This window comes from Ignavibacteria bacterium (assembly GCA_013177855.1).
Lineage (GTDB): Bacteria > Bacteroidota > Ignavibacteria > Ch128b > Ch128b > Ch128b.
In genome coordinates this window covers 2,567,762-2,591,331 of record JABLYA010000001.1, presented here as the reverse complement: position 1 = coordinate 2,591,331, position 23,570 = coordinate 2,567,762, and the positions used below count along the sequence as shown (strand labels likewise).

The 23,570-nt window shown below is 33.5% G+C and carries 21 protein-coding genes and 1 pseudogene; 8 read left to right on the top strand and 14 right to left on the bottom strand.

Annotated features, from left to right (window positions below; translation table 11 throughout):
- Positions 1-147: 147 nt before the first annotated feature.
- The 4 genes from HPY57_10855 to HPY57_10840 form a co-directional block, all read right to left on the bottom strand.
- The gene (locus tag HPY57_10855) at positions 148-480 is read right to left on the bottom strand and encodes an OmpA family protein (GenBank protein NPV12278.1); all 333 of its coding nucleotides are present in this window, start codon (positions 478-480) and stop codon (positions 148-150) included.
- Positions 440-1,471, bottom strand: coding sequence for a discoidin domain-containing protein (locus tag HPY57_10850; GenBank protein ID NPV12277.1), 1,032 nt, complete (start codon positions 1,469-1,471; stop codon positions 440-442). Before HPY57_10850 ends, HPY57_10855 begins: the two co-directional genes overlap by 41 nt.
- 10 nt (positions 1,472-1,481) lie before the next feature.
- Positions 1,482-2,384: a T9SS type A sorting domain-containing protein gene (locus HPY57_10845; protein NPV12276.1), complete on the bottom strand. Its 903-nt coding sequence runs from the start codon at positions 2,382-2,384 to the stop codon at positions 1,482-1,484.
- A 356-nt stretch (positions 2,385-2,740) separates the two neighbouring features.
- Positions 2,741-3,967: a T9SS type A sorting domain-containing protein gene (locus HPY57_10840; protein ID NPV12275.1), complete on the bottom strand. Its 1,227-nt coding sequence runs from the start codon at positions 3,965-3,967 to the stop codon at positions 2,741-2,743.
- A gap of 637 nt (positions 3,968-4,604) precedes the next feature.
- On the opposite strand from HPY57_10840, the gene HPY57_10835 reads away from it, so the two are divergent.
- From HPY57_10835 to HPY57_10815, 5 genes are read left to right on the top strand one after another with little or no spacing between them, the layout of a single operon-like run.
- Positions 4,605-5,753, top strand: coding sequence for an acyl-CoA dehydrogenase (locus HPY57_10835; protein NPV12274.1), 1,149 nt, complete (start codon positions 4,605-4,607; stop codon positions 5,751-5,753).
- Positions 5,750-7,399 (top strand): acyl-CoA carboxylase subunit beta, encoded by a 1,650-nt coding sequence (locus tag HPY57_10830; GenBank protein ID NPV12273.1) that lies wholly within the window; start codon positions 5,750-5,752, stop codon positions 7,397-7,399. The genes HPY57_10835 and HPY57_10830 overlap by 4 nt, the downstream gene beginning before the upstream one ends.
- Positions 7,396-8,034 (top strand): hypothetical protein, encoded by a 639-nt coding sequence (locus HPY57_10825; protein ID NPV12272.1) that lies wholly within the window; start codon positions 7,396-7,398, stop codon positions 8,032-8,034. Before HPY57_10830 ends, HPY57_10825 begins: the two co-directional genes overlap by 4 nt.
- A complete protein-coding gene (locus tag HPY57_10820; GenBank protein ID NPV12271.1) occupies positions 8,012-9,370 on the top strand; it encodes a sigma-54-dependent Fis family transcriptional regulator in 1,359 nt (452 codons plus the stop codon). Before HPY57_10825 ends, HPY57_10820 begins: the two co-directional genes overlap by 23 nt.
- Positions 9,370-9,711 carry a histidine triad nucleotide-binding protein gene (locus HPY57_10815; GenBank protein NPV12270.1) on the top strand — a complete coding sequence of 114 codons (342 nt, stop codon included), beginning with the start codon at positions 9,370-9,372 and terminating at the stop codon, positions 9,709-9,711. Before HPY57_10820 ends, HPY57_10815 begins: the two co-directional genes overlap by 1 nt.
- Positions 9,712-9,851: 140 nt before the next feature.
- Here the strand turns inward: HPY57_10815 and HPY57_10810 are convergent, their stop codons facing one another.
- From HPY57_10810 to asnS, 10 genes are all read right to left on the bottom strand, one after another.
- A complete protein-coding gene (locus tag HPY57_10810) occupies positions 9,852-10,511 on the bottom strand; it encodes an energy transducer TonB (protein ID NPV12269.1) in 660 nt (219 codons plus the stop codon).
- Positions 10,512-10,591: 80 nt separating this feature from the next.
- Positions 10,592-12,178, bottom strand: coding sequence for an NAD(P)H-hydrate dehydratase (locus HPY57_10805; protein ID NPV12268.1), 1,587 nt, complete (start codon positions 12,176-12,178; stop codon positions 10,592-10,594).
- A gap of 1 nt (position 12,179) precedes the next feature.
- Complete coding sequence (locus tag HPY57_10800; GenBank protein NPV12267.1) at positions 12,180-13,607, bottom strand: NADH-quinone oxidoreductase subunit N; 1,428 nt, start codon at positions 13,605-13,607, stop codon at positions 12,180-12,182.
- A gap of 2 nt (positions 13,608-13,609) precedes the next feature.
- Positions 13,610-13,975: a hypothetical protein gene (locus HPY57_10795; protein ID NPV12266.1), complete on the bottom strand. Its 366-nt coding sequence runs from the start codon at positions 13,973-13,975 to the stop codon at positions 13,610-13,612.
- Between the two features lie 3 nt (positions 13,976-13,978).
- The gene (locus tag HPY57_10790; GenBank protein NPV12265.1) at positions 13,979-15,259 is read right to left on the bottom strand and encodes a citrate transporter; all 1,281 of its coding nucleotides are present in this window, start codon (positions 15,257-15,259) and stop codon (positions 13,979-13,981) included.
- 166 nt (positions 15,260-15,425) lie between these two features.
- Positions 15,426-16,949: an NADH-quinone oxidoreductase subunit M gene (locus tag HPY57_10785; protein NPV12264.1), complete on the bottom strand. Its 1,524-nt coding sequence runs from the start codon at positions 16,947-16,949 to the stop codon at positions 15,426-15,428.
- Between the two features lie 5 nt (positions 16,950-16,954).
- On the bottom strand, positions 16,955-18,886 hold the full coding sequence (gene nuoL, locus HPY57_10780; GenBank protein ID NPV12263.1) for an NADH-quinone oxidoreductase subunit L: 1,932 nt from the start codon (positions 18,884-18,886) through the stop codon (positions 16,955-16,957).
- Between the two features lie 11 nt (positions 18,887-18,897).
- Positions 18,898-19,200 carry an NADH-quinone oxidoreductase subunit NuoK gene (gene nuoK / locus HPY57_10775; GenBank protein ID NPV12262.1) on the bottom strand — a complete coding sequence of 101 codons (303 nt, stop codon included), beginning with the start codon at positions 19,198-19,200 and terminating at the stop codon, positions 18,898-18,900.
- A complete protein-coding gene (locus tag HPY57_10770) occupies positions 19,197-19,712 on the bottom strand; it encodes an NADH-quinone oxidoreductase subunit J (GenBank protein ID NPV12261.1) in 516 nt (171 codons plus the stop codon). Before HPY57_10770 ends, nuoK begins: the two co-directional genes overlap by 4 nt.
- Before the next feature lie 23 nt (positions 19,713-19,735).
- Positions 19,736-21,031, bottom strand: a complete 1,296-nt coding sequence (gene asnS / locus HPY57_10765; GenBank protein ID NPV12260.1) for an asparagine--tRNA ligase — start codon at positions 21,029-21,031, stop codon at positions 19,736-19,738.
- Between the two features lie 181 nt (positions 21,032-21,212).
- Here asnS and HPY57_10760 point away from each other — a divergent pair.
- The 3 genes and pseudogenes from HPY57_10760 to HPY57_10750 all read left to right on the top strand — a co-directional run bounded on the left by HPY57_10760 (position 21,213) and on the right by HPY57_10750 (position 23,569).
- Positions 21,213-21,404: pseudogene (locus tag HPY57_10760) on the top strand (glycoside hydrolase).
- Between the two features lie 1,272 nt (positions 21,405-22,676).
- Positions 22,677-22,889, top strand: coding sequence for a cold-shock protein (locus tag HPY57_10755; GenBank protein NPV12259.1), 213 nt, complete (start codon positions 22,677-22,679; stop codon positions 22,887-22,889).
- Positions 22,890-23,047: 158 nt separating this feature from the next.
- On the top strand, positions 23,048-23,569 hold the full coding sequence (locus HPY57_10750) for a macro domain-containing protein (protein NPV12258.1): 522 nt from the start codon (positions 23,048-23,050) through the stop codon (positions 23,567-23,569).
- Position 23,570: the final 1 nt, after the last annotated feature.

Below are 23,570 nucleotides of genomic sequence, written 5' to 3'. Positions count from 1 at the left end.
TGTTTAACTTTATTATTAATAAAATGTCATATTGTTTTATTAGTAATTGAAAGTCACCGCATAGTGAAAAAAGATCAACCATAAAACCTGATTAAATTGCGATTATTAGATCGTCTAAGCTAATCCATAGGAAAAACATAACTTCCACTATTCAACCACATGAATTTCCACTCTTCGATTTAACGAGCGACCGATTTCCGTCTCATTATCGGCAATAGGAAATTCCTCACCTTTTCCAATAACGGAAATCCTATTTTGTTCAATTCCATTCTTAATTAAAAATTCTTTTACTGCATCTGCACGTTCTCTTGAAAGTTTTAGATTATATTCAGCGGAGCCAACATTGTCAGTATGTCCCTCGATCCTAATATTAATATTCGAGCTTGATTTTAATACTTCCAGGACTTGTTGTAGAACGGGTAATGACTCCTGAAGTATTTCAGCAGAATTCTTCTTGAAGTTGACCCCGTATAAAGTTATCTTCTTTTTTTGATGTTAATTCTTTTTTCATCTCTTCAACTATAGCATCATCTTTTTTAACATCATCCATCTTCAATGTGTCTTTTTGCGACAGAGTTTCGTCAGTTATCGTTTCAGTAATAGGATTGAAGGGGATACCATTCTCTCGTTCAAGAATCCAGAAACCGTAATTACTCCAGTCATTTCCGAAACTCCAAATACCTATAAGTCTATCACCCTCTTCATTAAGAAACATAATTGTATTGCCACTTTGCTGTACTACGTCTTCAATCCAAGTATATGTCACTCTATTACGCTGAATGCCGCCGAAACGAATTTTTCCTTGGTTAAATTCATAGTGACCACTTACAAGCGTACCATTTTGTTTGAAATCAACTTTCCCCCAATTGGATTCCCATATACCATTTATATTAATAGTTGCAATGTTTTTATTTTTCGGCTCGCCCCATGCCTTGAACTCCGCAAGTTCAGTGTAATCTTTATTACCAAAATTACTTTTAATGGTCAAGCGTACAACACGTGCTTCCGTTGGTTCAATAGAAAATTTCGAATTCTCATACTCCTCAAGCTTGGTTTCCAGAACTTTTCGAAAATTACCTTTCAATGTTGAAGCGATTTCTACTACAACATCTTTCGCGCACATTCCTCGTGGATTTGTTTCAACTAAGTTACTAAATTCAAATTCGGAGATTACATACGTTTCAATAAGTTCAATTTCAAATGTAAGAGAAGAAACTGATCCTTCTGCTGAGCACCAAATTTTCTCCGTAGTTCCATCAACTAATGCTTCAGGTGAATACCGTTGCACAACTCCTTGAAGATTAGATTTTTCATAAGATGGTGGATATTTCCTCATATAAGCACCGCTGAATAATGAAACGGCGTTAGTACGACTTTCGGTTGAAACCATATTCTGGGCAACACAATCGTAGTGTAGAATTAAAAAAAGAACTACTATAAAAAACCCTAAGTAAGTTTTCAAGTTTTTCATTTTAAGCCTCTTACTTTGCCAATATCATTTTCTTAGTTTGAACAAATTCACCAACCTGTAATTTGTAGAAATAAATTCCACTTGAGAGATTACGAGTTTGTCCAGCATTAAACTCAACTTCATAACTTCCAGCATTAAGATATTCATTAACCAGTGTAGCAACTTCTTTTCCAAGCACATCATAAACTTTTAATGTTGTATAACCACTAACCGGAGACTGCCAACTGATTTTTGTGCTTGGGTTGAATGGGTTTGGAAAGTTTTGGTTCAGCGAGAAAGTAGAGATATTAATCTCTTCTTGGTCAACTGATGTTATCACTTCTGATAGAGTTCTTCGGTAAACCACACCATTTTCCGTAGCTGCGTAAATAAATCCACCATCAATAAAAAGTTTTGTAATAAACAGATTTGTTAATCCCGTGTTTATCTTACTCCAATTTGTTCCATTATTTGTAGATAAATAAACACCGCCCCCATTAGAACCAGCGAATAAGTTAATGCCACTGTTTACAAGAGCAGTTACCCAACGGTAATCTAATCCACTATTCACCTCTGTCCAACTTGCACCATCATTCGTTGATCGGAAAATACCATCTAGACTACTTACGAAAATGTTAAAACCTGATGGCTGTCTGGGAGTAGTTGCGATTGCAATCAGGTTCGTACTTGCACTCCGAATTTGGTTCCAGCTCAAACCCTCATTTGTACTCTTAAATAGTACTGGACCTGCGGTACACAAATAATAGCCCGCTGGTGTTTCAAAATAGTGACTTACTATCCATGTGGTCGTAAGGTTTGAACTCCATACTGAACCATTGTCGGTTGATATGTAACCGCCATAACCACCACTACCAGCCAGTATATAATTATTTGGTGTAGTAATAAGCAACGCATAAATATACGGCAGTGCCATTCCTGTAGTTGATACCGACCAAGAAATTCCATCATTTGTAGAAATAAAAACACCAGCTCCACGAGTCCCGATGGCAAGAGTATTATTTTTCTTCGTCAAACTAAGTACTCGTAAATTAGTTAAGCCAGAATTTCTTTGAACCCAAGATAATCCACCGTCACTGGAAAAATATACACCATTTGAATCAGTAGAAACATAAATAGAAGAATTGCTTACATGTAAACCTGTAATCCTTTTTCCAAAGGAAGTATTAAGTTGTATCCACTGAGCACTTGCTTCATTAAGATAAACTACAATAAACAATATCAAGAAAAGAAATGCTGATATTGAAAATTTATAATTCATTTGAATGCCCTTTATTTACTTAATAACATTTTTATAGTTTTTGAATATCCACTGTTGTTAATTAACCTGCATAAATAAACTCCACTACTTAAACCGAATGCATTAAACTCAACTTCATAACTTCCTGCGTTAAGATATTCATTAACCAGTGTACCAACTTCTTTCCCAAGCACATCATAAACTTTTAATGTTGTATAACCACTAACCGGAGACTGCCAACTGATTTTTGTGCTTGGGTTGAAGGGGTTTGGGTAGTTTTGGTTTAAAGTAAATTCTGTAGGAATTTCATCCAAGCTTTCAACTGATGTAACTATTTCAGATAATGGTCTTCTATGAATTCTGTAACCAGAACCGGGTGTAGAAACATAGACATAACCATTGTTCACACCTATTGCAATGATTTCATAAACGCTTGATGTGAAACCATCGCTAGATATTTGCCATATTGCACCATTATTAGTACTAAATAGAAAATTTGTTGATGCTGGCTCAGACTTACCTGCAAACATCGTATTTCCATAACTTAAAAGACTTTTAAAGGGACGGTTGTTATAAATCCCAAATAAATTCCAACTATTCCCGTTATCATTTGAATAATATAACCCACTATTACTACCAACGATCAGTAAATTATTGTGAGATGTAATAGCCCATAACGCTAAAATGCTTATTCCATTGTTTTTAGGTACCCACGATAATCCATTATCATTGGAATAATAGACACCTGCACCATAAGTCGCAGCAAAAATTTCGTTACCGTTAACAAGTATTGATGTAACGGGTGAATTCGGGAAACCATTTGTAGATGCACTCCAACTGTCTCCTCCATTAGTTGAAATGAAGATACCATTTAAGGAGCCGGCAAATATAGTTTGACCATTTACACCCAAGGAATAAATTGTTGAAGTCGTTGATGTTATGCTTTTTGATACCCAACTTTCTCCTTCATCAGTTGAAACAAATACTCCACCATTAGTTGTGCCAACATACATTTTCCCATCTTTTGCAATTATTGAATTAACTTGCTTATTTGTCAAACCATTATTTTTTTGTACCCAAGTGACTGAATTTTCATGCAGATATACTCCACCAAATGCATCTGTACCGGCAAATAATTTATTATTAATAACTGCAAATCCTTTAACATTACCGCCAAGAAATCCTTCATTGTCTCCAACCCACTGCGCATTAACAGTGGCAACTAATAAAAAAGTTAAAAAGGTAATTAAGACTTTCATTTTAGTTCCTCCTTGACTTTTGTTTTACTTAATTAAACATTGAATTGTATTTTATTTTCTAATCAAGATCTATGGCGGAAAGTTAAATAAAGCTTTCAAGAGCGGGATGATTAGAGGATAACTAAATAGCTTCTAATTTAACTTTCTGTTTGATAACGTAACTCTACAAAAGAACTTGATCAGGAATAAAATTTATTATCCATAATCAATTTTCAGTGCGAATTTATTTTGATGTATGAAATTGTAAATAAGTCATATGCCTAATTTTAAATGTCAGTAATTGCTCACTTTTTAGCTACCTAAATCTTATGATTTATTAATAATAATTGACTAAGAATTGGGTTTAGATCAAAATTTTTACAAACTATCTTTTGAAATTCTAAAATTTCCTTTGCCCAAAATTATTCATTAAGATCTTTGAAGAAACTAACTAAGATTTTATCTAATCAATTTTTTATTTTGCACCAAAAGTTAAGTCGTTCCAGTTATAAGTAATCAAAATAGAATTGAACGGTTCTCTTCAAAATTCAGCTCAAATAAATGAGACAAAATTTGAATTTTAAATCTTACAAATATTCGGCTTCCTTTATTTCATATAATATTAATTGCAAATCAAAAACTCACTCCGGAGGGTATAATGTTCGGTTATCGTCTCGATGAACAACTCATGCTAATTCAACAATCAATAAGAGAATTTTCAGAAAAAGAGATACTTCCTAACATTATGAAATGGGATGAAGATCAAATTTTCCCCAGAGATGTTTTTACAAAACTTGGTGAGCAGGGATTTATGGGGATACTTGTTCCTGAAGAATTTGGTGGTGCAGGACTTGGTTATACGCATTATGCGTTGGTAGTCGAGGAACTTGCAAGATATGACCCTTCAATTTCTCTATCCGTTGCAGCACATAATGGACTTTGTACAAATCACATTAATTTATTTGGAACGAAAGAACAAAAAGAAAAATATTTAGTCAATTTAGCTCAAGGTAAATTTATTGGTGCATGGTGCCTGACTGAACCAACTTCAGGCAGTGATGCAGGAAGTCTAAAATCAATCGCAAGAAAAGAAAATGGTCAATACATAATCAATGGATCTAAAACATTCGCAACTCATGGCTCAGTCGGTCAAGTTGCTGTCGTATTTGCAAAAACAAATCCTGAAAAAGGCAAAAAAGGAATTTCCGCATTTATCGTTGAAACTAACTCTCCTGGTTACATTGTCTTAAAAAAAGAAAACAAACTCGGATGCAGAGCAAGTGATACTGCTCAACTTTCATTTGATAATCTTACTGTTCCTGAAGAAAATCTTCTTGGCAGAGAAGATGAAGGATTTATGAATGCTCTTCAGGTTCTTCAAGGTGGACGAATTTCAATTGCTGCAATGGCATTAGGACTTGCAGAAGGAGCTTATGAAGCAGCATTAAAATATTCAAAAGAAAGACAACAATTTGGAAAGTCAATTTCCGAATTTCAGGCAATTCAATTTAAGCTTGCTGATATGAAAACAATGATTGAAGCAGCTCGTCTACTGGTCTACCGTGCAGCTGCTCTCAAAGATCAAGGGAAAGATGTTTCATACGAAGCTTCTCTTGCTAAACTTTATGCCAGTGAAATTGCAGTTAAAATAACTGAACAGGCTCTGCAAATCCATGGTGGATATGGTTTTACAAAAGATTTTCCAGTTGAAAAGTTCTATCGAGATGTTAAGCTAACAACAATTGGTGAAGGAACTTCCGAAATTCAAAGATTAATTATCGCTAAATCAATTCTGAGTGAGCTATGACCAAATTAAACAGACAGATAAAAAAAGACTCGACATTTTTCGAACGTTTGGATTATCACAAAAATTTATTACGAATTATTAATGCGAAAGCCGAAAAAATCAAAGAAGGCGGTGGAAAGTCTGCAATTGAATCTCATAAGAAAAAAGGAAAACTATTTGTTCGTGATAGAATTAAGTTATTGATAGATGAAGGGACAGAATTTTTTGAACTCGGTATCTTTGCCGGCAATGATCTTTATGACGAATACATTCCAGCTGCTGGAACAATCGTTGGTCTCGGTTATGTCTCGAAAAAATTATGCGTGATTGTTGCAAATGATGCAACAGTAAAAGCAGGAGCCTGGTTTCCAATCACCTGCAAAAAAAATCTCCGTGCTCAAGAAATAGCAATGGAAAATCATCTTCCAATTATTTATCTGGTTGATAGTGCGGGTGTTTATCTCCCAATGCAGGATGAAATTTTCCCGGATAAAGAACATTTTGGGAGAATTTTTCGAAATAACGCTATCATGTCAGCAATGGGAATTCCACAAATTGCTGCAATAATGGGACCCTGTGTCGCAGGTGGTGCTTATCTTCCAATTATGAGCGATGAAGCGATAATTGTTGAAGGTACTGGAAGTGTTTTCCTTGCTGGAAGTCATTTAGTAAAAGCTGCAATTGGTGAAGAAATTGATAATGAAAGTCTCGGTGGTGCTGATGTGCATTCCTCAATTAGCGGTGTGACAGATTACAAAGTCAAGAATGATGAAGAAGCAATTCAATTAATTAGAAATTTGGTTGATAAAATATCAGGTCAAAGATTTGAAGGATTTAATCGGACTGCTTCCAAGCCGCCTGAAAATCCGCCAGAAGATATTCTCGGAATTTTACCTACAGACACTATCACTCCTTACGATATGTATGATGTTTTGAGCTGTATCGTAGATGATGGCGAAATTGACGAATACAAAAAAAATTACGGCAAAACTATTATCACAGCTTACGCACGGATCGATGGTTGGGCTGTTGGAATTGTTGCCAATCAAAGATCTCTTGTTAAAACTCGAACTGGTGAAATTCAAATTGGCGGAGTTATTTATTCAGATAGTGCAGATAAAGCGACTCGCTTCATAATGAATTGCAATCAGAAAAAAATTCCATTGGTATTCTTGCAGGATGTTACTGGCTTTATGGTTGGATCAAGAGCTGAGCACGGTGGAATTATAAAAGATGGTGCAAAAATGGTTAATGCTGTTGCAAATTCTGTTGTACCTAAATTCACATTTATCGTTGGAAATTCTTACGGTGCCGGGAATTATGCAATGTGTGGTAAAGCTTATGATCCAAGATTAATCTTTGCATTTCCAAATGCCAGAATTGCTGTAATGGGTGGAAATCAAGCGAGCAACACTTTACTAAATATTAAAATAAATCAAATGATGAAGGAAGGAAAAGAAATAAGCGAAGAAGAAAAGAAAAAATTTCTAAAAGAAATTTCTGATCGTTACGAAAAACAAAGTGAACCGTTATATGCAGCAGCCCGTCTCTGGATTGATGAAATAATTGATCCAAGAGAAATCAGAAAAATAGTTTCCTTAGGTATTGAAATGGCAAATCATTCTCCTATCACAAAACCATTCATCACAGGAGTGATTCAAACTTGAAAGTTTTATTTCTGATCCTAATATCTTTCGTAATAAGTTCTGGACAGGTAAAAGATATCTACGAATATGGTAGTAAAGTGAACGATTTTATAGCAGCAAATTTATTAAATAGTGATAATAGGGAAATTAATCTAAAAGCAGTCGATTCAATTTTTTCTTTTGCTCTTTCAATTGCTGATTCGAATATTGGAGATGCATTGCTTTTTTGCTGTGTTGGTACAATGACTTATCCTGTGTTCAAAGTAAAATTACCATTTATAAAATTATTGATTCCATTTTCAGTCTTTATCAACTATGACAAGGTTTTGTTGTCTCGAAAAGTAAAAAATCTTCCATCAAGATTATTTGAAGACTCACCAAATTCTGAGTTTGGAGATAAAGACAAAATTGTTCACTTTTTTTCGACAGCTTATTTAAGTTATACTTTCGGCAAAGAATTTTCCGAGAGTCTTGGTGAATTCGTCGAAGAATTTGAAGAAAGTTTTAAGATCGATGGAAAAGTAGATCAACGAGATTTAAGAATCAATCAACTTGGTTCAGAATTTGGTCAAATGCTTCGTTGTAAAATTATTCCTCCAAGCGTTATTTTAGCAAAAGAAAAAAGTTTGAGTTATGGAAAAAATATTAATAATTGACGACGATCCCTCCATTTGTGAATCAATCAAAATGATTCTTGAATATGAAAATTACATCGTTGAATCTGCATCAAACGCAATGGAAGGGATCGAAAAAATTAAATCAAATGATTACAAAGCCATACTGCTCGATATTAAAATGCCCGAAATGGATGGGCTTGAAGCTATAACAAAAATTAAAGAGATAAATGATGCAGTTTCAATTATAATGATCTCCGCTCATGCAAGTCTTGGTAACGCTATTGAGGCAACCAAAAAAGGAGCCTATGATTTTATCGAAAAACCAATCGATCGAGATAAACTTTTAATAACAATTCGTAACGCTGTTAATCAAACAAATCTTGTATTAAGGAATAAGCAACTCAAAGAAAAAGTTGAAAGCAAATACGAGATCATCGGGCAAAGTCAGGCGATCAAAAATATATTAGAGACAATTCGAAAAGTCGCGCCAACAAATTCACGCGTATTAATTACTGGTGAAAATGGGACAGGCAAAGAACTGGTTGCACAAGCAATTTATCGATACAGCAATAGGTCGAACAAACCGTTTGTCGAAGTTAACTGTGCAGCTATTCCAAATGAATTAATAGAATCAGAACTTTTTGGTCACGAAAAAGGTGCATTTACAGGAGCCACTTCACAGAGAATTGGGAAATTCGAACAGGCAAATGGCGGAACATTATTCTTAGACGAAATTGGCGATATGTCTTTGAATGCTCAAGCAAAAGTCTTGAGATCAATTGAAGAAGGTGCAATTGAGCGGGTCGGAGGAAAAAATAAAATTCCTGTAGATGTTAGAATTATTGCTGCAACAAATAAAAACTTAATGAAGGAAATTGCAGAAGGTAGATTTCGTGAAGATCTATTTCACAGGCTAAGTGTGATTGTGATTAATGTTCCACCTTTAAGAGAAAGAAGAGAAGATATTCCCCTTTTAATTGAGCATTTTACCAGAAAAGTTTGTGAAGAAAATAAATTCCCAGTAAAAAAATTCAATGACGATGCAATTGAATATTTAAAGAATCTCGAATGGAAAGGTAATGTTCGAGAACTAAAAAACTTTGTCGAAAGAATCATAATAATGAATCCGAAACAGGTTTATGATTTGAATGATGTTAAAGCACAATTATTCCCTTACTCAAAATCAGATGCGGAAATTGATTTTTCAATTGACTCATTTCAAGACTTTAAAGATCAGATGGAAAAAATTTTTATTATTAAGAAATTAAATCAGTACAATTGGAACATCACAAAAACTGCTGAAGCAATTGGAATTCAGAGAAGTCATCTCTATAATAAAATAAAAAAATACGGAATAGAGAAGGAGGAAAAGTAGTGGATTGTATTTTCTGCAAAATCATAAACAAAGAGATCAATTCTGAAATCGTTTTTGAAAACGAAAACATCATCGGATTTAATGATATAAATCCAGTTGCTCCCTATCATGTTCTTTTTGTCCCAAAGAAACATATTGATAAAATCAGTAATGTTGAATCGAGTGATATCAATTTGCTTGGCGAGTTAATCTTCCAGGCAAAAGAATACGCAAAAAAATTAGGTATTGATGAAAGTGGTTTTCGACTTGTACTTAATACAGGCAAAAACGCTGGTCAAGCAGTTTTTCATATTCATCTGCATTTGATTGGTGGCAGAATGATGTCCTGGCCTCCAGGATGATTATTTAATTCAAAGGCGAGATAAAGATTTATTTATTTCGAATTATCCATTAAACCAAAAGCTTAGTACTCGAGATTTAAAATAAAAAACCCCGAACGCATCGGGGTTTTTTATTTCAAGTTCATCTTTTCTGGCAAATCTTAATTAAGCTTGAAAATAATAGGAACAGCAACTTTTACTCTGACTGGTTTTCCTCTTTGTTTACCTGGTTTAAACTTAGTTTCACGGACAGCCTTTTCAGCTGCTTCATCACAGCCAGCGCCAATTCCTTTTAAAACTTCAGTTTTAGTCACATTACCATTTTCATCAACATAAGCTAAGATGTAAACTTTACCTTCAACACCAGCTCTTTTGGCAATTTCAGGATAAACAATCTTTTTCTGAATTGCTTCTATTCCACCAATTGGTTCAGGCATCTCTTCCACAACTTCAAAATACTGGATATCTTCTTCAACTATTTTCTTTTCCTCTTTCGGTGGAGGTGGTGGAGCTTCAATCTGTTGAGTTAGATCAATCTCAGTACTTCCGATCTCAACATCTTCGAGCACATTATCAGATGGTGATTCAATTGGTATTGGTGGTTTTGGTGGAGGTGGAGGACGATTTTCCTGTTTAGTTTTTACGATATCCTCAACATTAACAAGCTCTTGAACTGCTTGAACCTGTTTCTCACCTGCTTCTACTTTTGGGAAAAACTTAAAAGCGATTATTAATAAAGCTAAGGAGATAATTAAACTTATCTCAACATACCTTGTATATTTTCTCCTTAGATCAGCTTTTGGTGTTTTGTATACTGGCATTTTTCATTTCCTCTTAATTTGGTTCGAAAATAAATCTTGAAAAAGTATTTAGCAAATTTCAATTATCTAACTTAGTTTCTTTAATCAAGTTCCTGATTAATGACTTCAACTATTTTAATTGCTTTGGGAATTGACTTTATCACATCACTTGATATTAAACTAAGCTTACCTTTTTTTACAGCAGCTATATCACCTGCTAATCCATGTAGGAATACACCAGTTATTGCTGCATCAATTGCTGAAAGTCCTTGAGCATAAAAACTGCTTATTATTCCTGTTAATACATCACCCATTCCAACTGTTGCCATTCCACTATTGCCAGTTGAATTTATAAATGAATTGCCATCAGGATCAAAAATTATCGTTGGCGCACCTTTGAGTACTAAAATCGATTTATATTTTTTCGCAAAATTTGATCCCATTTCAAAAATGTTTTCTTTTAATTCATCGATGCTTTTTTTCGTAAGTCTCGCAAATTCACCCAGGTGTGGAGTTAAAATAGAATTTTTCAATGACAGATTTTTATCATTTATAAAATTAGCAAGTAAGTTTAATCCATCTGCATCAATAACTTTTTTCTTTTCGGGATATTCAAGTAAAATTCTTTTCAAAAATTTTTGAGTTTCTTCATTTTGACCAAGACCAGGACCAATCATTAAAACATCAGCCCAATCAATCTTCGATTTAATTTCATCAAAATCACTTTGAACAAAGTAATTACCATTGTTATTCTTTAAAGGATAAGTCATTACTTCCTTTAGACTTTTCGCATAAATATTTAAAAGTTTCTGCGTTGTTAATAAAAGAACACCACCGCAGCCTGAAATTAAAGCAGCTTCACAGGACATTTTAGCTGCGCCAGTCAATCCAGCTGAGCCTGCAATTGCAAAAACTTTTCCTACAGAATATTTATGAGCATCATAAGGTCTTTTTGGTAATCTTTCGTAAACGTCAATTTCTTCAATTAAATTTTTTCTAATTTCTATTGAGTTACTCAAATAATCTGGATAACTTATATCAACAATTTCAATTTTACCTGAAACTCTTGGACCATCGTTAATTAACAAACCAACTTTAGGCAATCCCATTGTTAATGTATAATCAGCTGAAAAAGCTTCACCTAAAATTTTACCATTATCGCTTGAAAGTCCTGTGGGGATATCTACTGACAACTTAATTGATTTATATTCATTAGCCCATTTAATAGTGGAACGAAACGGTTCTCTTATTTCGGAATTTAATCCAGTTCCGAGAAGTGCATCAATGATTAAATCAAATGGTTCGTCAAAATATTCTTTAATTTTATTTAAGGATTTCGGATTGATGTAAACTTTTAGATTTTCCTCTTTACTCGAAATTTTTTTTATTATGTCAAAATTAATTTTAGCATCACCTGAGATCTTGTTAAGATCACCAACTAAAACTACACAAACATTATAACCACGATTTGTAAGATGTCTTGCAATTGCAAATCCGTCACCGCCATTATTACCATGACCACAAAGGATCAAAATATTGTTTATAGTTTTTTCTTTAGATAAATCTGATATAAAATCAACTACGCCAATAGCAGCGTTTTCCATTAAAATTAAGGAAGGAATGTTGAAGATCTCGGTAGCTAAATGATCAAGCTTTCTGATCTCTGCTGATGTCGTGACTTTAATCATGTTATAATAAAAACCTTGTAATCATATCAAGAACAAAATTAGGAGTTAAACCAAGTTGAATGATAAATAAAACACAAATCGTCAAAACAAAATAATCCCCAGCAGAGCTGAACAAATTTTGTTTCTCGTCGCTTGTTTTGAAATACATATAAACAACTACTCTCAAATAAAAATAAGCTGAGATCACACTTGATATTACACCAACAACTGCAAGATAAGTCATATCGGCTCTAACAGCCGAAAGAAATACATAATACTTACCGAAGAATCCACCAAATGGGGGCAATCCGGAAAGCGCAAACATCAAAATTGACATCACCGCTGCAAACCATGGATGAGTATTTGCTAAACCTTTGAAGTCATCAAGGCTAACTCTCTTCTCAAAGTCACTCTCAAGAAATGAAATCATTATAAAAGCAGCTATATTCATAAACGAATAAACTGTTAAATAAAAAATCACTCCACTCATTCCAAGCTTATTAGCAGCTGCAATACCAATCAACATATAACCAGCGTGTGCAATGCTGGAATATGCAAGCATTCTTTTCAAATTACTTTGAGCAATAGCAGTAATTGAACCAACAAGCATCGATGCAATTGCAAGCCAGCCAATAATTTTTGAAATATCTTCAAAAACTACTCGAGCAGAAAGAGTTCCATATAAAACAACAATTAAAGCTACAAAAGCTGCTGTTTTACCTGCGGTAGACATAAAAGCACTGACAACGGTTGGGCTTCCTTCATAAACATCAGGCACCCACATATGAAATGGAACAGAAGCAACTTTAAATGAAAATCCTATTATTAATAAAACTAAACCAAGATTGAATAGCGGCTTATAAAGTAATTCAGAAAAGTTTTGAATAATTGCCTGGATATTTGTTGTTTGAGCTGAACCATAAATTAACGCAATTCCATACAATAAAAATCCTGATGCAAAAGCGCCAAGTAAGAAATACTTTAATGAAGCTTCATTGTTAAAAATAACCTTTCTATTAAAGCCTGCCAGTACATAAAAACTTAAAGACATAAGTTCGAGAGCAAGAAAAGTTAAAACTAAATCTCTTGAAGAAGTCATCAACATCATTCCAAGTAAAGAGCTCAAGATTAATATGTAAAATTCTCCATGATGATAACCTGTTCTTTGAAGATAGTTTCTGGATGAAATCAAAACCAGAAATGTGGTAAGAGAGAGAATAAAATAAATTAGATTAGAAATTCCGCCGCTTTGAACTGTCCCATAAAAATTTAATTCGACTTTATTTATTGTGAGAAGCGAATAAACAGTTGTAAACAACAAAACAACAAGCGAGAACCAATAAATTAAATTCTCACCTTTTTTATAAAATGCTTCAATTAAAAGAGTAATTACAAAAGCAATTGAAACTAAAATTACCGGCAATGTATTTAAGTAGTTCTGTAGTTCCATAGTTAATCTATAATAATTTGATTTTCTTCGGGTAACTCGATGCGAATTTTATGCTCATTTTCTACATAGAGCAATAATTTAATGTGTTTTGAAAAGTCAAATATATCATCAGATTTTTCACAAACTATAAGTTTAATATTTTCATACTTAGAGAATTCATTCTGAATATCTTTGTATTTCTTGAAATAAATATCTGTAAAATTTTCATGTTCAATAATTTCAACTTCGGAACTTGAGGAGGAAAAATCTGTGATAATTTTATCCTCAAAAATAATTTTCAAGAATTCACACTTAAAAGGAAGAATAACCCGATTGTTGTAATAAATTCCATTCTTCTTTTTATCTAAAGCTTCTTTAATAGTACTCATAATTTAGCCTCTCCCATAAAAGAATAATAACCAGATCAATGTAAAAACTGGAAGTAAAATTGGAATTGAATATTTAACTACATACCCAAAAAATGATGGAAGTTTAATACCAGAGCTTTCTGAAATTGACTTAACCATAAAATTAGGACCATTGCCTATATAAGTCATTGCACCGAAGTAAACAGCAGCTACAGAAATTGCCATCAAATAAATTGGATCGTGTAATTCAAACTCTTTCACATGCTGGAAATTATCAATATTTAACCCAAACTTACCCATTGCAGCACTTAAAAAGTTCAAATATGTAGGTGCATTATCTAGAATTGAAGAAAGAATTCCTGTTCCCCAGTAAAAGATATCAGCTGTTAGTTTTTCACCGTAAGTATGTGTCTCATAAGCAACAAGTTGAAGTGCTGGGATCATTGTCGCAAAAATTCCTACAAAGAGAAATGCAACTTCTTTTATTGGTTCAAAATCAAACTCATTCCCTTTCAAGGCTTCCTTATCCGCTCTATGATATGAGATGAAGGCGACTGAAAACATTATAATCTCTCTAATTCCAAAAGGTAATTCACCAAGCGAAGGAACCCAGCTTAAAACCGCTGGATCAAGAAATACTGAAATTATTATTATCAGGAGATATAAGAAATTTTTCTTCCCACGAATTTCAATTTTACCAGAAAATTCTTTATCAACATCAGTATCGTTTTTGTAATTTTTCAATTCAAAGAGATAAAAGATAGTTAATACAATTGCAATCGTTAAAAGCCAGATATACCAGACATGTTTTATTACCCAGAAAAATTCTATTCCTTTAAGAAATCCTAAAAATAAAGGTGGATCTCCTATTGGTGTCAATCCGCCGCCAATGTTACTCACAATAAAAATAAAGAAAATTATATGGTAAGGCTTTATTCTGTTCCTGTTCATCCTTATATAAGGACGAATCAAAAGCATTGAGGCACCAGTCGTTCCAATTAAATTTGAGATTACAGCACCAACAAAAAGTAAAATTACGTTCGCAATTGGTGTCGCCTTTCTATCTATTCTGATTAAAATTCCTCCAGAAACAACAAACAGAGAAGTTAAAAGAGCGATAAATGAAATATATTCCTCAAGTGTATGAAGCAAGCTCAAAGGATCATTAAATATAAATAGATAATACAAAACTGTTATTGACCCTAATGCGATAGAAACTTTTGGATAATTGTGTTCCCAGAAGTGACGATAAAAAAGCGGTCCAGTTGCGATCATCAAAAGAAGAACAATAAAAGGAATCACCATATAAGGTGATGGTGGATTTTCAAAAATATTATGTTCAGATGAGTGCTCTGAATGAACAACTTGAGTTGTATCGATTACATTATCAGCATAAGCGTTGGCTGGAAAAGAAACAATTAATGTAATAACCAAGACAGCGATTAATAACAGGATTTTTTTCACTTTATATTTACCTTTTTATTAATTCAACTTTCTGAGGATTAACATCTTTCAAAATTGATTTTATCGATAGCTCTGATTTGCTAAGAAATGTTGACGGATAAATTCCAATCCAAACTATAAAAACAAGAATTGGAATTAACAATCCTATTTCTCTCTTATTCAAATCTTTTAAATCTTTATTTTGCGGATTTTCCAATTTACCGAAGACAACTCGCTGATACATCCATAATAAATAAACAGCCGCAAAAATCACCCCAGATGCAGCAAATGCAGCATACCAATAACTATTTAACACAGTTGATTTGAATGAACCAATTAAAATTAAGAATTCTCCGATGAAGCCATTCAAACCTGGCAAACCAATTGAACTTAAAGAGACAATCAACAAAATTGTTGAATATACAGGCACAACCTTAGCAATTCCACCAAATTCGGAAATTAAACGAGTGTGTCTTCTGTCGTAAATCATTCCAACTAATAAGAATAAAGCTCCAGTTGAAAGTCCATGATTGATCATTTGAATTAAAGCACCTTGTGAGCTTTCAACGGTCATTGCAAAAATCCCAAGCACCACGAAACCTAAATGGCTCACAGAACTATAAGCAATCAATTTTTTCATATCAGGCTGAACCATTGAAACTAATGCACCATAAATAATACCAATTATTCCAAGTACACTGATATATGGTGCAAGCTCAATTGAAATTTGTGGGAATAAAGTTAAACAGAATCTCAGCAAACCATAAGTTCCCATTTTCAATAAAACACCAGCAAGAATTACACTGCCTGCCGTAGGAGCTTCAACGTGGGCATCTGGTAACCAGGTATGAAATGGAAAGATCGGGACTTTAATAGCAAAACTCAAAGCGAAAGCTAAAAACATTAAAAGTTGTGTAGAATGTGTCAGAGTTGGGGAAATAGTTTTCAGCAAAGTATAATCTGTAGTAAAATATCCAAGTTTATCCATTGCAGAAACGCCAAGAGCAATAATGGCAACAAGCATCAATAAACTACCAAACATTGTATAGAGGAAAAACTTTATTGCTGCATAAATTCTGTTTTCCCCGCCCCAAACACCAATTATAAAGTACATTGGAATTAACATTGCTTCCCAGAAAATATAGAATAAGAACAAATCAAGAGAAGCAAAGACTCCAATCATTCCCGTCTCAAGCACAAGGAAAAAGAAAAGGAATTCTTTAACCTTAGACTTAATACTTTCCCAGGCTGATAGTATTGTTAATGGAGTCAGAAAAGTAGTTAAAAGAATTAACAACAACGAAATTCCATCAATTCCGATATGATAACTGATATTTAGATTTTTAATCCAGGTAAACTTAGTTATGAATTGAAAACCAATTGTATCTTCACGAAATCCAAAAAATAATCCAAGCGAAAGTATAAAAGTCAGAGTTGAGACTATCAGCGCGAAATAACGGAGCAGTTCTTTTTTCTCCTTATTGATAAAAAGTAAAAGAATTGCTCCAATTAAAGGTAAAAAGATGGTCAGAGTAAGAAGATAATGTTTCATAGGCATCACAATAATAGTAGAAAGATTATGAGTGTTATTCCAAAAATCATTATTAGAGCATAGAATTGAGCAATACCAGTTTGAATTTTTCTGATCAACTTTGCTGTTTCACCAATCATCTCAGCTGTTGCATTTACAAAACCATCGATAATCATTGTATCGTTGATTTTCCACAAGAATTTTTCTGAAACTTTAACGAGCGGAGTAACAATTAAGAAATCGTAAATTTCATCAACATAGTATTTGTTGAAAAGAAGATTATAAAGTTTTTTGAATCTTGTAATTAACCATTCAATTGGTTTAATATTTTGCAAGTAGAAGTGACGAGCAAGCAGAATTCCAGTTACACCAACAGCCACAGATAAAACCATTAAAAGAATTTCAGTTGAATGTGAATGAATATTAATATGCAAAATAAATGTTTCGGCTGGTTCATAAACTGGTTTTAACCAATTTGCGAATAGATTACCATTTTCACCAACAAAAACTGCCGGCATTCCAACAAAACCACCTATTGCCGATAGAACTGCTAAGATGATTAATGGTACTGTCATCACTTGTGGTGATTCATGAGGATGAATATGCGAAGGATATCTTGGATTTCCTTCAAAAGTTAGATTAAACAATCTGAAAACATAGAAAGCTGTCATCAAAGCAGTGACTAATCCGATTAAGTAAAGGAAGGTATGACCAGTTGCAAAAGTCTCCCACAAAATTTCATCCTTCGAGAAAAATCCTGAGAGAGGAGGAATTCCTGCAATTGCAAGTGATGCAACTAAAAATGTTTTATAAGTAATTGGAAGATGTTTTTTCAGACCTCCCATATTCTTGATGTTTTGTTCTTCGTGCATTGCATGAATTACAGAACCTGCACCAAGGAATAACAAAGCCTTAAAGAAAGCATGTGTCATAAGATGGAAAATTGCAGCCGTAAACGCACCAACTCCAGTTGCAAGAAACATATAACCAAGCTGACTGATTGTTGAATAAGCTAATACCTTTTTAATATCATTCTGAACCAGTCCCATTGATGCTGCAAAAATCGCAGTCAAAGCACCAATCACTGCAATAATTGTCATTGTAATTTCTGACTGCACAAAAAGAACTGAGCTTCGTGAAACCATATAAACACCAGCAGTGACCATAGTAGCGGCATGGATTAAAGCAGAGACAGGAGTTGGACCTGCCATTGCATCCGGTAACCATACATAAAGTGGAATTTGCGCCGACTTACCTGTTGCACCAATGAAAAGGAATAATGTAATCATTGTTATAGTTATCTCAGCAACAGGTGTTTTTGACGCCATCGTGAAAACTTCAGTAAAATTCAAACTGCCGAATGTTTTATAAATCAAAAACATCCCAAGTAAAAATCCAAAGTCACCAATTCTATTGACGATAAATGCCTTCTTAGCAGCGTCAGCAGTTGTAGAGTTTTCGAATTTTCTATCATACCAGAAACCGATTAAGAGATAAGAACATAACCCAACACCTTCCCAACCAAGAAACATTAAAACAAAATTATCAGCAAGGACCAAATTCATCATCATAAAGATGAATAAATTGAGATAAGCAAAAAATCGCCAGAAACCTTTATCACCATGCATATAACCAATACTGTAGACATGAATCAAAAATCCAACACCAGTTACAACTAACGCCATTACTAATGACAACGGATCAACTAAATAGCTGAACGATACATCAATTCCTTCAACAGCTAACCATTTGAATAATGGTACAATTATCTTCCTCTGAGTTTCCGGGAGAGAGCTTACTTCTAAAAATGAAATAAAAGAAATTAGAAATGAAATCCCAACTACACCGCTACCTATCCAACCAATTATTTTCTCTTTCTTAATTTTAGAACCAAATAAACCATTTATTAAAAATCCAATCAGAGGAAAAACAACTGCAAGGTATATATAATTTGTAATCATTATTTCCTTTACCATTTAAGGATGTTTACTTCGTCAACATTGATTGTAAGTTTATTTCTAAAGAGAGCGATTATAATCGCCAATCCGACTGCAGCTTCTGCAGCAGCAACAGCCATAACAAAGAATACGAAAATCTGACCGCTGCTATCACCAAAGAATGATGCAAAAGCTACAAAGGTTAAATTTACTGCATTCAACATCAATTCAATACACATAAAAATGATAATTGCATTTCTTCTGGTAAGTACACCGATTATACCAATTGTAAAAAATGCTGCACTCAGAATTAAATAATAACTTATTGGTATCATTCAAATTTCCTCTTTGCTAAAACTATTGCCGCAATTATTCCAACTAAAAGGACAAAGGAAGTAATTTCAAACGGAACTAAATAAGTTGAAAATAAAAGTTCGCCAATATTCTTAATTGAACCAGCTTCAACCGAATTCTTTGAAGGTATTATGTCCAAATCGTTCTTTGCTTTGATAAAGAAGAAAACACCAAATTGCAAGAAAAGCACAACACCCAGAATAGTTGCAATAATTTTCCTCAAATTAAAAGGATCTTTCAAGGCTTCTTCATTCTGCAAGTTTAATAACATAATTACGAACACAAACAAAACCATAATTGCACCTGCATAAACCAGAATTTGCAAGACTGCTAAAAACTGAGCATTCAATAATAGATAAAAACCAGCGAGGGCAAAGAAATGCATAATTAAAAGCAAAGCTGAATAGACAGGGTTTTTCTGAATGACGAGCATTATTGCTGATGCAAGTCCTATGATTGCAAGAATTATAAATGTGATTAGTTGAAGGCTCATAATCTGAATTTTATCTCCACAACTTAAGGTGTATTTCTATAGATCATTCTTGGAAATGGAATGGTTTCTCTGACATGTTCAAGTTTACAAATCCAGGCAACTGTTCTTTCGATACCAAGTCCAAATCCTGAATGCGGGACTGAACCATACCTTCGTAAATCGAGATACCATTCAAAGGCTTCTCTTGGTAAGTTATGTTCTTCAATTCGTTTTAGAAGTGTTTCGTAATCATCTTCTCTCTGACTTCCACCAATTATTTCACCATAACCTTCGGGTGCAAGCATATCAACTGCAAGTGCATATCTTTCATCATTAGGGTCTCGCTTCATATAAAATGCTTTAACCTGAGCAGGATAATGATGAATCATTACGGGCTTATCGAATTGTTCTGAAATTACTGTTTCATCCGTTCCACCAAAATCATTTCCCCATTCGAAATTTATCCCATTTCTTTTTAAGATCTCAATTGCTTCTTCATAATGAATTCTGGGGAATGGTCGTTTTACATTTTCAAGTTTCGAAATATCCCTCTCAAGAAATTCCAATTCTTTTCTTCTATTTTTAATGACAGTTTGCACAATGTACTCAACAAACTCTTCTGCTAAATCCATATCGTCGTTCAAATCTGCAAAAGCAACTTCAGGTTCAACCATCCAGAATTCAGTTAAATGTCTTCTTGTCTTTGATTTTTCTGCTCGAAAAGTTGGACCAAATGTATAAACTTTTCCAAATGCCATTGCAGCTGCTTCGGCGTAAAGTTGACCGGATTGAGTAAGATAAGCTTTGCCCAGATCAAAATATTCTGTTTCAAAAAGTGTTGTTGTGCCTTCGCAAGCAGCTGGAGTTAAGATTGGTGCATCAACTAAAATAAATCCTTTGTTGTTGAAGAATGTTCGGATTGCATTAATAATCTCGTGTCGAACTCTTAAAATTGCGTGTTGACGGCTTGATCTTAACCATAAGTGACGGTGATCCATCAGGAACTCAATTCCATGTTCCTTCGGAGTGATCGGATAATCTTTTGCGATATGTATTATCTGGAGATCTTTAACTTCAATTTCGAATCCGCCTGGTGCACGTTCTTCTTTTTTTACTAATCCAAAAACTTTGAAAGAAGATTCTTGCGTCAGCTCATCGAATTTATTGAATACTTCTTCGGGAAGTAAATTTTTAACAAGCACCAGCTGACAAATACCAGAACCATCTCGCATTACAATGAAACGAATCTTGCCGCTTGATCTTTTATGAGTTACCCAACCTGAAAGTTCTATTTCCTGTCCAATATACTTATCTAATTCTTCTATATAGATTTTCTTCATTCTTTATTCACAAAATTTTTACAAAATTAAAAAAGGCTCAAGATTTTACAAAAGAATATTTTAAACTTTAAAACAAAAAAGTTGAAGCTTCATCAAAACGCTGTTGATAAAACTTCAACTTTAAATTTAATTTTTAATTAAGGGTTATTTTCTTCGCCTTTTTCTTCCTGGTGAAAAATAATCGTCATCATCCTCGTCTTCATCTTCTTCCCATTCTTCCCAATCGTCGAAATCTTCATCCTCATCGTCATCTTCTTCCCAGTCTTCGTCTTCCCAAAATTCCTCATCGTCTTCATCATCATCGTCATCATTTTCATCATCTTCCCAATCTTCATCATCATCTAATTTTTCTTTGTCTTCATCTTCATCATCGCCATCAACCATATTATCTGTATAGTCAAATATGGTTTTAGCAACGAAAATTTTACCCATCTCAGTTAATTCGAGTGAGTCTGGTTTTACGATCTCAAACATTCTCGCACGTTCGATTTTATTTTTGTCAAGTTCAAGATCAATCGGACCTCTTCTTGAAATACCGCAGGCTATTTTGAGCGAAGATTCTTTACCAAGAATCTCGATAATTTTATTTATTATTTCCTTATCCATTTTTTATTTCCTTTCATTTTTTTTGTTGTCTTCTTGTGCAAGCTATCTTTAAGATTTTATTTTATCAAGTCCAGTGGTCTATGTAAAGTTAATTTTTTAATGAAAGATATTTTCTCCATTAAGCAGGTGAAAAGGTTCTAATTTTAAGCTTAGACAAACAATCATAGATACAAAAATAAAATTCAGAACGGATGAAATTTTTTCAGACAAGATAAAAGGATCAGAAAATTTTAAAGTTCTACACATCTAACAGGATTTCAAAACAAAAAAATCGAATTTTACTAATTGACCAATTTTCCGTTCATTTTTTATAATATCACTCCTTCGGAGTTTTACTTTTGTGGGATCAATTTAAGGTCTAAAGTAATTTCACCACTTCATGGTTTTTATTTTTCAGCTCTTTGAACTATCATTCATTAATTAAAATTTTTAGTAATAAAAAATCATAAAAGAACAAATCAAAAAATTTAATTCAACGATAGATCATCAAAGATCAAAGAAAACGTTTAATATAATTTCCCACAGATTGCTTTTTGAAAATAATGAAAACCGAAGAAGCAAATTCCTCAAAAAGTTTCACTACGAGTAGCCTCCAATTGTATTGATGGAAAGAGAGCAAAATTTAAAGAAACATGAAGAGCTTCATTTATAAAATAAGTTGTTTCAAATCATCTAAAATATTCTCTTGCACAAAAGTCCTTCCAAAATATTTTGAAGCTCACATTCAATAAATCAGGGTTGGATTTTTTTGACATTAATCACCGAGTACATCTCTGGATTAATATTATTCTTTAATCTTACTCGGAGATTAGAGATTTGTGATCTAAATCAAACCGAGATTATTTATAATAAATTATTTTTTCCAAAAATTAGGTTTCTAACATTATTATACCTATATTGAATTAGCAGACAGTTGTTTTGTAAGTCTGTAGTAGTAGAAACAAAAATTTTCGAACCTTCAGAAAGCTTCCTTAAAGCATCAACTTCAAACCTGTCTCAGTAACAAAATCATTAACAAATTATTAAAGGAGCTTCTGATATGTCAGAGCGAAGAAGAGGAACCGTTAAATGGTTCAACAGTTCTAAAGGTTACGGATTTATTACTCAAGATAATGGCGAGGATGTATTCGTTCATTATCAATCAATTCTTGGTAATAGTTACCGTACTTTAGCAGAAAATGATAAAGTAGAATTCTCAGTTAAGCAAGGTCCAAAAGGATTGCAAGCTGCAGAAGTAAAAGTTATCAAATAATTTTTGATTGACTTTAATCAGCCCCACTTCGGTGGGGTTTTTTATTTTAAAGCCTTCTCAACCTCTATTTAAACAAAGATTTTTGAATGCAATCAATTCATTAATCATTAAAAATTTTACAATTCGTATATTTACACAAAATCATTTATGAGATTACTATGACCCAAAAATCACATCCAGAAATTAAGATTATTCAAGGAGACATAACCACTGCAAAAGTTGACGCAATTGTAAATGCAGCTAATAATCATTTGTGGATGGGTGCGGGTGTAGCCGGAGCAATTAAAAGAGCAGGCGGGAAAATTATAGAAGACGAAGCAGTCTCAAAAGGACCAATTCCAGTTGGAAGTGCAATTGAAACTACGGCAGGTAATCTTAACGCGAAATATGTAATACATGCTGCAGTGATGGGACAGGATTTAGTCACAAATGAAAAATACATCCGAGAAGCAACTCGTAGCGTTCTTCAACTCTGTGAAAAATTAAATCTTTCTTCGGTTGCGTTTCCAGCACTTGGAACAGGTGTCGGAGGTTTTCCAATGGATGAGTGTGCAGAGATTATGATTGGAGAGGTTTTGAATTTTGAAGCAAAATCACTAAAAGAGGTGTTCTTCTATCTTTTAGGAAATGCCTCAAAAACTTTTGAAGAAGTTCTCAAAAAATTAACTAACAAAAATTAAG

Excerpts from the sequence above, each read along its gene's own strand:
- HPY57_10785 (NPV12264.1), bottom strand. The coding sequence starts at position 16,949 with ATGAAACATTATCTTCTTACTCTGACCATCTTTTTACCTTTAATTGGA.
- HPY57_10810 (NPV12269.1), bottom strand. The coding sequence starts at position 10,511 with ATGCCAGTATACAAAACACCAAAAGCTGATCTAAGGAGAAAATATACA.
- asnS (NPV12260.1), bottom strand. The coding sequence starts at position 21,031 with ATGAAGAAAATCTATATAGAAGAATTAGATAAGTATATTGGACAGGAA.
- HPY57_10820 (NPV12271.1), top strand. The coding sequence starts at position 8,012 with ATGGAAAAAATATTAATAATTGACGACGATCCCTCCATTTGTGAATCA.
- HPY57_10800 (NPV12267.1), bottom strand. The coding sequence starts at position 13,607 with ATGGAACTACAGAACTACTTAAATACATTGCCGGTAATTTTAGTTTCA.
- HPY57_10790 (NPV12265.1), bottom strand. The coding sequence starts at position 15,259 with ATGGTGATTCCTTTTATTGTTCTTCTTTTGATGATCGCAACTGGACCG.
- HPY57_10835 (NPV12274.1), top strand. The coding sequence starts at position 4,605 with ATGTTCGGTTATCGTCTCGATGAACAACTCATGCTAATTCAACAATCA.
- HPY57_10850 (NPV12277.1), bottom strand. The coding sequence starts at position 1,471 with ATGAAAAACTTGAAAACTTACTTAGGGTTTTTTATAGTAGTTCTTTTT.
- HPY57_10805 (NPV12268.1), bottom strand. The coding sequence starts at position 12,178 with ATGATTAAAGTCACGACATCAGCAGAGATCAGAAAGCTTGATCATTTA.
- HPY57_10830 (NPV12273.1), top strand. The coding sequence starts at position 5,750 with ATGACCAAATTAAACAGACAGATAAAAAAAGACTCGACATTTTTCGAA.
- HPY57_10755 (NPV12259.1), top strand. The coding sequence starts at position 22,677 with ATGTCAGAGCGAAGAAGAGGAACCGTTAAATGGTTCAACAGTTCTAAA.
- HPY57_10750 (NPV12258.1), top strand. The coding sequence starts at position 23,048 with ATGACCCAAAAATCACATCCAGAAATTAAGATTATTCAAGGAGACATA.
- nuoK (NPV12262.1), bottom strand. The coding sequence starts at position 19,200 with ATGATACCAATAAGTTATTATTTAATTCTGAGTGCAGCATTTTTTACA.
- HPY57_10795 (NPV12266.1), bottom strand. The coding sequence starts at position 13,975 with ATGAGTACTATTAAAGAAGCTTTAGATAAAAAGAAGAATGGAATTTAT.
- HPY57_10845 (NPV12276.1), bottom strand. The coding sequence starts at position 2,384 with ATGGCACTGCCGTATATTTATGCGTTGCTTATTACTACACCAAATAAT.
- HPY57_10770 (NPV12261.1), bottom strand. The coding sequence starts at position 19,712 with ATGAGCCTTCAACTAATCACATTTATAATTCTTGCAATCATAGGACTT.
- HPY57_10840 (NPV12275.1), bottom strand. The coding sequence starts at position 3,967 with ATGAAAGTCTTAATTACCTTTTTAACTTTTTTATTAGTTGCCACTGTT.